This window comes from Hyphobacterium sp., assembly GCF_043584775.1.
Lineage (GTDB): Bacteria > Pseudomonadota > Alphaproteobacteria > Caulobacterales > Maricaulaceae > Hyphobacterium.
This window is the reverse complement of the sequence record NZ_CP121327.1, coordinates 2,910,592-2,923,584: the sequence shown is the minus strand read 5'-3', so window position 1 is coordinate 2,923,584 and position 12,993 is coordinate 2,910,592. Positions and strand designations below refer to the sequence as shown.

The window sequence follows — 12,993 nt, the reverse complement described above, 5'->3', positions numbered from 1 at the left end:
CACTGAATAGACGCATACCCTCATTCAGGATTGGCCGTTTCGGCCTCGATGGTTTCGGCCTTGGTGTTGAGCCATGTCTCCGGAAAAATCTCCTCATGCTGTCCGCGTTCAGGACCGATCGTCCGGTCAAACATCTGGGTTGTCTGCGTCAGCAAGGACCTCAGAAAATTGTCGTTCTCGAAAGAATGCCCGGCACCGTTGAAAGACAGGAAATAGAAGTCGCCTTCCTCCTCCTCCAATGCCTCCGCCATCCAGACAGAATGCGCATAGGGAACAATCGGGTCATCCTGACTATGGGCCAATAGCACCGGCATCGTCATGCGCTCAGCCAGCTGAACCGGCGAAACCCAGTAAAGTCGATCACGCTCGGCTCGCGTATCCCCGATCGCCATCGTCCAGTATTCGTGCGCGTCTTCATTGCGGTTTTCCCACCCGTCGACAAATTCGATCAGGTCCGTCACGGCAGCGCCCGCAAAAACGCACCGATACAGGTCCGGGCGGGTGGCACCCCCCATCAGCGCCGCATAACCGCCATAGCTGAACCCGGCGATACAAATCCGGTCTGGCGCAACCCGGCGCTGATTGATCAGGGACTCAACCGCCTCATCCAGATCTTGCTGCATGCGAGCGCCCCAGCGCCGATAGCCGGACTCAGCGAATGTCCGTCCATACCCGGATGACCCGCGGAAATTCGGTTGCAAGACAGCATAACCCCGGGAGGCGTAATACTGGGCGAACAGGTCAAATCCGTAGGTGTCGCGCTGTTCAGGGCCGCCATGTGGCATCAGAACAAGCGGCGTATCGAGGCCGATTCCCGCCCGCGGCCGGGTCAGATAGGCGGTCAGCTCAAGACCGTCACTCGTGCGGTATCGCAAGGTTTCCACCCGATGCAATACGTCCGGCGGCAAGCGCGGACGAAGCGTCATGACCGGATCGACCGAACGGGTCCCGCGATCATAAAGATAGTAGCTGCCGGGCTCTCGCGGGCCGGTCACAAACAGGACCATGCGGTCCCCCGCAAAACTGGACGGCAAGACCGTCACCTCGTCGCCGAAGAAGCCGGCCAGCCCCTCATAATGACGGCGCAATTCGGGATCACGCATATCGACTTCCAGTCGGTCATCGCTGAATGCAAAGCCGAGAAACTCGCCTCCCGTCCGGCTGATCATGACATGGCTGATATCCACGCGGTCATGTTCGGCCATGGTCTCGATATAGGTTTCGGTATTGAGGTCATAAAGATAGACGCCGCGCCGGTCCGACCCATCCCGGCGGCTGAAGACGTAGATCTGGCCCGGCTCGTCAGAAATTCCGGCCCACTCAAACTCCGCCGCGCGGTCGGATAGCTCGTTGGTGCGAAAACGGGCCGTCCGGCGCCAGCGCCGCTCGCCCGGCTGACGTGTCATCACATCCACGCGGCCGCCCCGCTGATTGACATCAACCCGCATGACGGCAAATCCGTTGGCATTCGTGTGCCAGTGGGTCGTGCGCGTATTGCCACGCTCCTCGACATCGGCCTCACCCGTAAAGATATTGACGCGCCAGAGATGCAGGGCTTCGCCCCGATAGGCGGCCATCAGAACATGTTCCGGGTCTTCAGGCAGCGTATCGACCAGATCATTGCCGAACGCGTTGTAGAGATTGCCGAAAACCCTTCGCCCCTCGCCTTCGAACAGAATGACCGGTTGTGACATATCGCGGCGATCATAACTGACCGTCCGCGTGACGGGAGCAGTCATCGAAAATCCGCGAAACCGTATCTCGGCATTCCGCAGCAGCGTAATCAGCACGCGCTCATTGCTGGCCCATGAAATGTTTATGATCGGAAAACTGCCAAACCCGGTCTGGCTGACATTGGCCTCGTCCGGATCATCCAGATCGCGAATGACGAGGACATCGCCATTCTCGGCATGGTCGGTGTGCACCATGAAGGCGAGATAGCGCCCATTGGGCGACAGAACCGGCCGCGTGACTTCCGGCGTATCCAGAAAGTCCTCCAGCTCCGCCTGACCAAATGCCGGCAGGTCATCCTGCGCGATGGCAGAACCCGCAAACAGGCATGCAATCGCAAACGCAATAAGGCTTCGCAATGTGAACACTCCCCTCTTGGTGGATTTAAGAGGATCGGGAATGATCACGCAATGCCTGATTGTCCCGGCGGCAAATATCGCCAGATCACAACGCCGGGTTCGTCAGCAAATCAAAGAGGATACCCGTTCAGTCGCAGCCGATTGTCAGCGGACTGGTTTCGGTATCACCAACGGCATCGAAATAGAGCGTGGCGACCATGCGCGGCGTACAGATGAACCGCCAATTCCAGTCGTCTGCATAATCTGCCAACGGATCGGCCGCCAGCACGTCCTCGAGCGACAGACCCTCTTCGACCAGTGGCGCAATTATCGCTCGCGTTGCCACGATCATATCGATTGAAGCCTGTATATCCTCGCGTGTTGACAGGGGGCCGTGCCCGGGAATGACCTGAGTGTCGGGTCCGGCGATACGCAAACCGGTCTCCATGGCATCGAGGAAACCATCGATCGTGCCGCCACCGGCCACATCGATATAGGGGAAAAGCCCGGAGAATAATGTGTCGCCCATATGTAGCACATCCGCATCCTCGAAATAGACAACCGCATCCCCATCGGTGTGCGCGGTCGGCACGTGTACGGCCCGAACCGTTTCGCCATTCATGTGAAAATGAATGTCCTCTCCAAAAGTCAGGATAGGCAGAAATCCGTATTCATTCTGCGAGTCGGAATTGGCAAGCCGGGTGCGGATATTGTGGTGAGCGACAATCGTCGCGCCCTCAGCATGAAAGTGATCATTCGAACCCGTATGATCGCCATGATAGTGGGTGTTGAGAATAAAACGCGGCACGCCCTCACCGGCAATATCGGCAATGGCGGCTTCGACCTGCGGCCCGGAACCGGCAAGGAGGTCGTCCACCAGAAGGATGCCGTCTGCGCCTGTCAGGAACGCCATATTGCCGCCCGCTCCGGTCGACAGCATGACAATGCCGCCGCGCAATTCGGTCGGCTCAAACGCGTACTGACGGTCCTGCGCGCTGGCAGCAGCGGCAAGAACAAACATGGTTGCACCGGCGATCACGATTTTCATGGGGCGTCTCCTTTTCGATCTGACCGGATATAGACCGAAGCGCCCGGCAAGTCCCGTTCCATGCAATGTTTTCAACGAAAAACGCGATCAAGCCTGTCAGTTCAATTGTCGGCGCTCAAGTCATCGTAAAACGCGCCCGCCAGACCTCGGGAGTCAATGAACCATTCCTGCCATTCAGGCGCTACAGCCTGCAGGGGGTCAGATTCGATGAATGCAGCGCGTGACATATCGTCTGCCAGCGCGGCAAGGGTGATGTCCCGCATCCGGATCAGCCGGTCATGAAGGGCAAGAACCTCCTCCCGGGAGGCCAGCGGGCCATGCCCTGGAATGATCACCGTATTCTCGTCGGCCAACCGGTGAATCTCGGCAAGCGCTGCAATCGTGCCATCGACGCTGCCGCCTGCATATACATCTATGATTGGCCAGATGCCGTTCACGAAGACATCGCCCGTAGCGATTATATTGGCTGTTGTGACCTGAACAATGGAGTCTCCGCCGGTGTGCGCTGCGGCCGGATGATATATGCGGATCGCCTCATCGCCCCAGAACAGCGACATTTCGTCCTCATATACCACAACAGGTAATCTTTCGACGGGGCGCGGCTCGACCCAGCGCTGGCTCACATCCGAGTAGCGGCGATGGGCAATGCGATGACGCATGAATGAATGCGCAATCGTCAGCGTCCCTCCATTATTGAAAACGTCATTGCCAACTGAATGATCGCCATGGTGGTGTGTGTTGACCATGGCGCGCGGTGACGATCCGAAACGCGCCTCTATCAATGAGTTCAACGCATCGCTGGCCGGCTGCATCAAGGAATCGACCAGAAACACGCCTTCCGGTGTCGCAACAACGGTAGTATTGCCGCCGAAGCCCTCCACCATGAGAACGGTTTCGGAGATTTCGTGCACGACGATCGGATCGTCCGCCTGAAGCGGGCTTTCTGAAGCGGGGCTTTCGATCAACGGGTTGATCAGCAACATCAATGTCAGAAGCATTGCAGGCCCTTTGCTTTGTCAGCCGGAAGCGTCCTTTTCCCAAACTTTCAGACGCCGCTCCAATCACGATCCCGTGGGCTGTATTGCCGCCGCCTGTGACAGTAAGAAATTTACCGATCCTTCAGGGCCTTTGCGTCATTGATGGCACATGATTTTTTTGCGCCTCGCCCTTATGATCTGCGTCCTGACGATGTCAGGGCAAGCTTTGGCGCAGGAGGCCGACACGCCTTCGGGATATCCGGTGCCGCGCTTTGTCTCGTTGAAGGTCAGCGTGGCATACGGACGGGAAGGGCCCAGCCAGGATCATCAGATCATCTGGCGTTATGTGCGCGAGGGTCTGCCGCTGCGGGTAACGGCGGAAGCGCCCGGCTGGCGCCGCGTGGAAGACCCGGGCGGCGAAGTCACCTGGATGCACCACTCCCTGCTTTCTGGCCGCCGCACCGTCTTTATTCCCGAAGAAACTGAATTGCGTATTCGCCCCGATAATGACGCCAATATAGAGGCGATTGCCGAAGCCGGGGCCATACTGGATCTGGAACGCTGCGCAGACGGCTGGTGCCGCCTTGAAGCGCAAGGGCATCATGGCTGGGCACGGGCGGATGCCGTCTGGGGGCTGATGCCTTCCGATCTGGGGTTGAGCGACGCTGCCACAGACAGCCTCGCCGCCTTGAGTGCCCCGTCGCCGCATGATACCGCTGATCACTGAAAGCGGTGGATATCTGACGGCTTGATCCTCCGCTCCAATTCATAAAGCGGACCGTCACCGATCGGGATCGAATATGACAGAACGCCTCAACGCGCTTTCTTACGAAGACCTCCTGCGTTCAGCCAGCGGAGAACTCTTCGGACCGGGCAATGGACAATTGCCGGCACCGCCCATGCTCATGATGGACCGCATCACCCACATATCCGAAGAGGGTGGCGAATACGGCAAGGGCCAGATCATCGCCGAGCTCGACATCACCGACGACAAATGGTTCTTCGAATGCCACTTCAAGGGCGATCCGGTCATGCCGGGCTGCCTCGGGCTGGATGCCATGTGGCAAATGGTCGGGTTTTTCCTCGTCTGGGCCGGAAACCCGGGCAAGGGCCGGGCCATTGGCTGCGGCGAAGTGAAATTCGTCGGACAGGTAACGCCGGATGTGAAGCTTGTTCGGTACCAGATCGACATGAAGAAAATCGTGAAGCGCGGACTGGTCCTCGGCGTTGCCGATGCACGCCTCTTCGCTGACGGTAAGGAAATCTACAAGGCCAAGGATCTCAAGGTCGGCCTCTTCAAACCGGAAGATCTCGCCCGTCAGGGCTGAGCCCCGAATAACAGGAGTTCATCAATGCGCCGTGTTGTGATCACCGGGCTGGGCGTGATTTCGCCTATCGGAAACAATGCCGACGAAGTCGCAGCCTCGCTGAAAGCGGGCAAGAGCGGCATCGGCTTCATGCAGGAATTTGCCGACCATAATTTCAAATGCCAGGTCGGCGCCAAACCGGCAATCGATCCGGCGGAGCATGTCGACAAACGCGTCTATCGCTTCATGAGCGAAGGCGCAGGCTGGTGCTATATGGCGATGGAACAAGCCATAGCGGCAGCCGGCATCGGTGAAGACGATATCTCCAATCCGCGCACCGGTATCATCATGGGATCTGGCGGACCTTCGGCCGGAACGATCGTGAATGCCGCCGATATCACGCGCGACAAGGGGCCTCGCCGCATCGGGCCATTTGCCGTGCCCAAAGCAATGAGCTCGACGGCCTCGGCCACTCTGGCGACACCGTTCAAGATTCTCGGCGTCAATTATTCCATTACTTCGGCCTGCACGACCTCTCTGCATTGCGTCGGCGCAGCCGCAGAACAGATCCAGTGGGGCAAGCAGGATGTGATGTTTGCCGGCGGCTGTGAGGAAATCCACTGGGCACTCTCCAACCTGTTTGATGCCATGGGCGCAATGTCGACGAAGTATAACGACACGCCGCAACACGCTTCGCGCGCCTTCGACAAGGATCGCGACGGTTTTGTCGGCGGGGCCGGCGCCGGGGTTGTGGTTCTGGAAGAATATGAGCGCGCCAAGAAACGTGGTGCTCCGATTATCGCGGAAATCACCGGCTATGGAGCCACATCCGATGGTTATGACATGGTCGCCCCCTCAGGCGAAGGCGCTGTGCGTTCCATGAAGCTTGCCATGGAGACGGCGGGATCGAACATCGACTATCTCAACCCGCACGCCACCGCGACGCCGGTTGGCGACATCACCGAGATGAAAGCGGTCAAGACCGTGTTCGGCGACAACGCCCCCATGATCTCGGCCACCAAATCCATGACCGGTCACTCGCTCGGCGCCGCCGGTGCACACGAGCTCGTTTATACGCTCCTGATGATGCGCGATAACTTCGTAGCCCCGTCGATCAATGTCTTTGACATGGATCCGGACATTGCCGCTCTGAACCTGCCCATCATCACCGAAACCCGTGACGCCCAGATCAAGACTGCCATGTCCAATTCCTTCGGCTTTGGCGGCACGAATGGCACGGTGGTTGTGTCCAAGGTGTGACGTTGATTGATCGGCGCAATCTTCTGACATTAGCCGGCGCGACGTTACTTGCGGGTCTGGCAGCACGTCAGGCCAGGGCATTCGACACATCCGCAGGACAGGCATTCGATAGGGCCATCTCACAAGTCGATCATTTCTCAAGCGACGTCCTCAATGGCAGCATTTCAATTGCCAACTGGCGTGAAAGCCTTGATCACGTTTTTTCAAGCCTTGATCCGAACGATGTCCGGCAGGCTATCGAATTTGACCATCTGCTGAACTCTGCAGGCACCGCCGAGCGTGGCGTCGCAACCGCCCCGGTTCGCCTGCAACTCGAGAATGGTGATCGGTTGGCATTTTTCCCGAAATTCTTCTCCATCGGACGCGGCAGAGCTATCATCCCTCATGGCCACAGCAATATGATATCGGCTCACCTGACTTTGCAGGGCCGGTTTCACCTCCGACAATACGACCGGATCGGAGTGGAAGCCGATGCGCTTTTGATCCGCCCGACGATAGACGAAGTCGTGACGGCCGGATCATTGGCATCAATCGGAGACCCTGACGACAACATTCACTGGTTCATCGCCGAAGAGCAGGCCTGCACACTGGATATCATCATCACCAATCTGGACGCTACTGCTCCGTCCGCGTTTGACATATTCAATATTGACCCGATGGAGGCCACGGCCTTAGGTCAGGATATCTGGCGCGCGCCGCGCCTTTCAGTAGCGGAGGGCCTCGCCAAATATGGCTGAGCCCAAACCCCGGAAGGACTTTCCATGACTGATACGATTTTCCCCAAGGGCGACCTGATGAAGGGCAAGCGCGGCCTCATCATGGGCGTCGCCAACAAGAATTCCATTGCCTGGGGCATTGCCCAGCAGCTCGCAGCGCAGGGCGCAGAGCTGGCCTTCTCCTATCAGGGCGAAGCGCTGGAAAAGCGTGTGCGCCCATTGGTGGAAAGCCTGGGGCAGGAGTCCTTCATGCTGTCCGCCGATGTGACGGACGATGCCTCCATGGATGCGTGTTTTGCGGCCATTGAGAAAAAATGGGGCAAGATGGATTTTCTGGTCCACGCCATCGCCTTCGCCGGCAAGGACGAGCTCGTGGGCTCCTTCACCGAAAACACCACCCGCGATGGTTGGCGCCGGGCGATGGAAATCTCGGCCTTTTCCTTTGTGGATGCCGGCAAGCGCGCCTCACGCCTGATGACCGATGGCGGTTCCATGGTGACGCTGACCTATCTGGGATCAGAACGTGTCGTTCCTTCCTATAATGTCATGGGCGTCGCGAAGGCCGCGCTGGAAGCCTCGACCCGCTATATGGCCCGCGATCTGGGCCCGTCCGGCATTCGCGTCAATGCCCTTTCGGCCGGTCCCATGCGCACTCTGGCCATGGCCGGCATTTCCGGGGGCAAGGCGCTGATGCGCACGGGCCGGGAATGGTCGATGATGAAGGAAGATACGCGCATGGAAGGCGTCGCTGGCGCCGCGCTCTACCTTCTCAGCGATCTTGGCCATTCCTGCACGGGCGAGACCCTGCACGTCGATGCCGGCTTCCACGCCGTGGCCGTGCCCTCAACGGACGATGACGATTAAACCAGCCCGTATTGTAAATTGAAAAAGCCCCGCCGGATTACTCCGGCGGGGCTTTTCTTTGGGCTATTCCAACTTATTACCGGCCTGCACCATCACTTTCCGGCGCTGGAGTTTCATCTTCCGTGATGCCGCGGTCCGTAGGATCTTCTTCCGGCAAGACCCAGGTGTTGAGCCAGTCTATGCTCTCGGCCAGGACGTGCAGCACGCTCTCGCGCCCGCGATAACCATGGCTTTCATAGGGCAGCATGACGAGGCGGGCTGTTCCGGCATTGCCTTTGACCGCCGCAAACATGCGTTCCGACTGCATGGGATATGTGCCGGAATTATTGTCCATCTGGCCGTGGATCAACAGGATCGGCTCGTTGATATCGTCCGCATGCATGAAGGGGGATAGCTCGAAATAGGTCTCCGGCGCGGCCCAGAAGGTACGCCGCTCTGACTGGAAGCCGAACGGCGTCAGTGTGCGGTTGTAAGCGCCCGAACGCGCAATGCCCGTCCGGAACAGATCACTGGCCGCCAGAAGGTGCGCCGTCATGAAAGCCCCATAGGAATGCCCGGCAATCGCCACGCGCTCACCATCGCCAAATCCCCGGCGCACGGATTCATCAATCGCCGCCTCGGCGGACAGAACGAGCTGCTCGATGAAAGTGTCATTCACCGTTTCCGGATCATCACCAACCACGGGCATGGTCGCATTCTCCAGCAGCGCATAGCCCTGCGTCACCATGAAGCGCGGACTGGTCCCGGCGACGCGCGAGAATTCATAGGGTGAACCGCGCACCTGACCGGCCGTTTCCGCATTATTGTATTCCAGCGGATAGGCCCAGATCAGCAAGGGCAGCGTTTCGCCTTCCTCGTAATCGGCAGGCAGGTAGAGCGTGGCCGACAAGGGCACGCCATCGGCACGTTCATAGGTGATCAGCTCGCGCGAAATCTCGTTGAGCTGTGGATGCGGGTTTGCAAAGTCTGTGATGAAGAGCGGCTCACCCTCGCCATGAAGGCGCACATTGGGCGGGGCTTCCGGATCCTCATAGGAAGACAGGAAGACCGACCCGTCCGCCTCGATCAGGCCGATGACCCGCTCGTAATTTTCACCGCTATTGCGCCATAGTTCTTCCGTTTCGAACGTCTCGAAACTCACCCGGTTCAGGAAGGGCCGATTACCCTCCGGTGTTGCGCCGGTGCCGGTATAATAAAGATACCCGCCCTCGATCGCCGCGACCGAACGCCCGAATTCATTGCGAACTGTCTCGGGCGAGCCCGGATCGGCATAAGAATCTTGTAAATTGCGTTCTTCGGCCAGACGCGGCTCAGCGCCATCTTCAGCAAAATCAATCACCCAGCGCCGGATAATCCGTGTATCCCGGTCATACTCAACGGCAATGCCGGTCTGGCCTTCCGAGGTAAACTGGGTGCCGTAATAGCGATCTTCAAAGCGCGCAATTTCCGTCGGTTCGCCGTCAAACGGGGCATTCAGCGCCCAGACGCTGTCCCGTTCATCGGCCTCCACACGCGGATCACCGCCATCCAGCGCCTGTGACCAGATAACCCGCGCCGGGTGGGAGGCCTGCCAGCCAACACTGCGCCGTCCGGTAATCACGCCGCCAATCGGCACATTGTCGGCAATGGGCTGGCGCGCAATTTCCGCGACCTCATTGCCATCAAGATCGATGACATAGGTCCGGTCCGCAAAGCTTGCCCAGTTCACATCATAGGAGAAGGGCTGCTGCATGGCGCCGATCAGGATCATCTCGCCGCCGGGGGCGGGGTCCGCAGAATAGATCAGGTCCGGATCGCCGACGGGCTGCGGACGCCCGCGGCGGGCATCCACCATCACAAGCTGGGTCGTCGCCATCCAGGCGAAAAGCGCCGCATCATGGCTGTCGGTCAGAAGGTCCTGATAGGTCCGGACCGGGGCTTCATATCCCCCGGCCTCCTGAATGACGGGACCCGCCGGGACGAGGGGGCGCTGCGGCATCGGTCCGCGATTCTCCGGAACCGTATTGACCAGCAGCGTCTGGCTGTCCGGCATCCAGCTGATCGGATCAAAGACGGCATTCACGCCTTCGGAAATCACTTCGCGGGCGCGGGCACGTTCAACATCCGCAACCCAGAGCGACAACGTACTGCCCTGCGTGACAACAAAGGCCGCATATCGCCCGTCCGGCGACCAGTCGAAATTCGACAGTCCGACATCGTCCGGCATGTCAATCGCGCGTTCTTCGCCGGTCGTCACATCAATCACCGACAGGCCCGTCGCCGTCCGGGGTCCATGCCGGCCATTGGTGGCTGCATCCAGACGCAAGCCAGCAAGACGTTCCATCGGGCGGGCCAGCTCGGCAACCGGCGGCAGGCTTTCGCGATGGATCAGAAGCAGATGCCGGCGATCCGGCGAGAAGGTCGTCCACGGAGAGGACGGCGCATCAACGATATCGACAATCTCCTGCGGCGGCAGGCGATAGGCATCGTCCTGTGCCAAAGCTGCTGACGAGATGAGGCCGGCGCAACCGGCAAGGGCGAGAATCTGGCGGATCACTTCATATCTCCCGATGATCAATTGGATCAATCATAGGGGGCGAAGCGAACAGGTCCAGCTGTCCTGCCGGAATCCGGCTCAGTTTCTGTCTTCTGCCGGGGCTTCCATCCGGCTGACCAGGCGCCCTCGAAAAGCCCGGAAGGCCGCGACCCGGCTGGCCGGGTGACCGGATTCCTCTGCCATCTCTATAGCCCGGTCAATCTCTGTTATCGCAGCGGCATACTGCCGGGCAGCGCCCAGCGTGTTGGCACGGATCGCGACCACTTCAACATTCTCGGGAAACCGCCGCTGTAATTCGTCGAATACAGTCATCGCGGCACCGACTTCACCCTCCGAACCCAGCGTGAAGCCGGCGAGGCTGAGCTCCATTGTTTGCGGATGAAAACGCCAATCGAGGCGGCTTTCTTCCTGAGCAAACCAGGCACGAACGGCGTCAGCACCACCTTGGCGCGCCCGCTCGACCAACTCCGTCTCCTGATGTGCGAAAGGATAGAGAAATGATATCGCCCGATGCAGGCCCTCTGGCACATTCGTGAAATGATTTTCTCCGGGCCGGATTTCGAACACCCAGTCAAGGCTTTGCGGCTCCATGGCTGCCAGGCGTTCTGCAAACAACTCACCGTCCGGTACGGTGGCGCCGCCATCTGTTTCTCCAACGGCAGTGTACAGGGCGGCACCCCCAAAATCTAAATCAGCGGTTTGAAGGCGGTCAAAAAGCACCCGGTCCGAGACCCATGTACTGGCCCCGAGCGCGATATATCCATCAAACACTTCGGAGTCGGTGAGAAGCTGGTTGAGCACCATTACGCCGCCAAAGGAATGACCGAAAAGAATTCGGATATCATTGGTACGGTATCGTTCGTCGATCAGCGGCAACACGTCTTCGGAAACGTGCCGCAGATAGGCATCGCCATCGCCCGACCCCGGATATCCGGGGTCGGCCACCGGAACCAGGTCGGCATTGCGCTCGGGATTGAAAAGCCCAACGACAATATGGCGCGGAATGCGGCCCCACTCCGCGTGGTAGTCCAGCGTTGCAGCAATAAGATCGAACTGCCATTCCGCATCGGTCAGGTAAAGGACGGAATAGCGTCTGTCCGGATTGTCCTGATAGTCATCTGGCAGATGCACGATGATCTGACGCGTTTCACCGAGCACATCAGAGACGATCTGCAGATTCTCCCGCCGTTCATCATCATTGAGCGGGGTAGCGCCAGCATCCGGCACGACCAACAGGAGAAACAGACACAGCATAATAAAAGATCGCATGGAACAGCTCCGGAATGAGATGCTCCGCCTATCGCGGTTTCTGGATACGATCTTGAAGAATAGTGAACCGCCTCAGGCCCCGAACCATTCAGCGAACTGTCCGGGGGCCAGCCCGATTTGGCGGCAGAAAGCGTTGGTGAAATGACTCTGGTCGGAAAACCCGCTGTCCAATGCGATATCAGCCAGCCGGAGACCGGCCTGGATTCCACCTTTCGCAAATTCGAGCCGGCTGCGCAGTAACAGAGCGTGCGGCGTGATGCCGGCCTTCGCCTGAAAAGCCCTGAACAGATAGCTGCGGCTGACACCGGCAGCGCGGGCGAGCATGTCAACGTCGGTCTCGACAGCTTCAGGGCCATACATCCGGTCGAGAAGATCATCCAGCTTGGCCTTGCCGATTCTGGGTGTGGATTGGATGTGCGTCGATGAATAGGTGAGCGCGAGCCTCTCGATAATCGCGTCCATGATCCGGTCCGGATTGGCGGGATCAGGCTTCGCGGCGCGCATCACCTCGTAGAGACCTCCGGCAAGTCTCAATAAAGCAGCATCATGGAAGCATGGCAGACGCTGGACACCTCTGCGGCCAGGATCTATCTGCCCCAGACGGTCCGGCGATATGTGAATGTGCAGAGCGTCAACCTTTGGGCTTCTCCACTGAACGGTTTCTGCCGTTCGCGCCGGATAGAGGCCGAACGAGCCAGAAGCGGCTTCAAAGTCTTCCTTTCCGTGACGTGTGGCGCGGGATAACCGGACCGGAGCCTCAGGATAAAAGGACAGGACATGCCAGCGCCGCCGCTTCAGCTGCAGCGAACAGCCGGATGACTTTTGCCATTCCACGCTCCATCCGGGCCCATTGAACGGGCGGGCCGTGAGCAATCCGGCTGTGTCAAAATTGATAGCGTGCATAAAAAATTGGCCCGGATTCACATCCGGGCCAATTCAATCAGATT

Annotated in this window: 11 protein-coding genes; 5 read left to right on the top strand and 6 right to left on the bottom strand. The window is 58.9% G+C overall.

What is annotated here, in order from left to right; translation table 11 throughout:
- Positions 1 to 20: 20 nt before the first annotated feature.
- From P0D52_RS14555 to P0D52_RS14545, 3 genes are all read right to left on the bottom strand, one after another.
- Entirely contained in the window at positions 21 to 2,090 is a 2,070-nt protein-coding gene (locus P0D52_RS14555; protein WP_394693372.1) for an alpha/beta hydrolase family protein, read from the bottom strand.
- 127 nt (positions 2,091 to 2,217) lie between these two features.
- Positions 2,218 to 3,117 carry an MBL fold metallo-hydrolase gene (locus P0D52_RS14550; protein WP_394693371.1) on the bottom strand — a complete coding sequence of 300 codons (900 nt, stop codon included), beginning with the start codon at positions 3,115 to 3,117 and terminating at the stop codon, positions 2,218 to 2,220.
- Positions 3,118 to 3,218: 101 nt separating this feature from the next.
- A complete protein-coding gene (locus tag P0D52_RS14545; protein ID WP_394693370.1) occupies positions 3,219 to 4,115 on the bottom strand; it encodes an MBL fold metallo-hydrolase in 897 nt (298 codons plus the stop codon).
- Between the two features lie 148 nt (positions 4,116 to 4,263).
- On the opposite strand from P0D52_RS14545, the gene P0D52_RS14540 reads away from it, so the two are divergent.
- The 5 genes from P0D52_RS14540 (at position 4,264) to P0D52_RS14520 (ending at position 8,241) form a co-directional block, all read left to right on the top strand.
- Entirely contained in the window at positions 4,264 to 4,821 is a 558-nt protein-coding gene (locus P0D52_RS14540; RefSeq protein ID WP_394693369.1) for an SH3 domain-containing protein, read from the top strand.
- 73 nt (positions 4,822 to 4,894) lie between these two features.
- Positions 4,895 to 5,422: a 3-hydroxyacyl-[acyl-carrier-protein] dehydratase FabA gene (gene fabA / locus P0D52_RS14535; RefSeq protein ID WP_394693368.1), complete on the top strand. Its 528-nt coding sequence runs from the start codon at positions 4,895 to 4,897 to the stop codon at positions 5,420 to 5,422.
- A 24-nt stretch (positions 5,423 to 5,446) separates the two neighbouring features.
- Positions 5,447 to 6,661: a beta-ketoacyl-ACP synthase I gene (gene fabB / locus P0D52_RS14530; protein WP_394693367.1), complete on the top strand. Its 1,215-nt coding sequence runs from the start codon at positions 5,447 to 5,449 to the stop codon at positions 6,659 to 6,661.
- Complete coding sequence (locus tag P0D52_RS14525; protein ID WP_394693366.1) at positions 6,658 to 7,398, top strand: hypothetical protein; 741 nt, start codon at positions 6,658 to 6,660, stop codon at positions 7,396 to 7,398. Before fabB ends, P0D52_RS14525 begins: the two co-directional genes overlap by 4 nt.
- Positions 7,399 to 7,422: 24 nt before the next feature.
- Positions 7,423 to 8,241, top strand: a complete 819-nt coding sequence (locus P0D52_RS14520) for an enoyl-ACP reductase (RefSeq protein WP_394693365.1) — start codon at positions 7,423 to 7,425, stop codon at positions 8,239 to 8,241.
- Between the two features lie 76 nt (positions 8,242 to 8,317).
- On the opposite strand, the gene P0D52_RS14515 is transcribed toward P0D52_RS14520, so the two are convergent.
- The 3 genes from P0D52_RS14515 to P0D52_RS14505 form a co-directional block, all read right to left on the bottom strand.
- The gene (locus P0D52_RS14515) at positions 8,318 to 10,777 is read right to left on the bottom strand and encodes a S9 family peptidase (RefSeq protein ID WP_394693364.1); all 2,460 of its coding nucleotides are present in this window, start codon (positions 10,775 to 10,777) and stop codon (positions 8,318 to 8,320) included.
- A gap of 78 nt (positions 10,778 to 10,855) precedes the next feature.
- Entirely contained in the window at positions 10,856 to 12,046 is a 1,191-nt protein-coding gene (locus tag P0D52_RS14510; RefSeq protein WP_394693363.1) for an alpha/beta hydrolase-fold protein, read from the bottom strand.
- A 72-nt stretch (positions 12,047 to 12,118) separates the two neighbouring features.
- A complete protein-coding gene (locus P0D52_RS14505) occupies positions 12,119 to 12,949 on the bottom strand; it encodes a helix-turn-helix transcriptional regulator (protein WP_394693362.1) in 831 nt (276 codons plus the stop codon).
- Between the last annotated feature and the right edge of the window lie 44 nt (positions 12,950 to 12,993).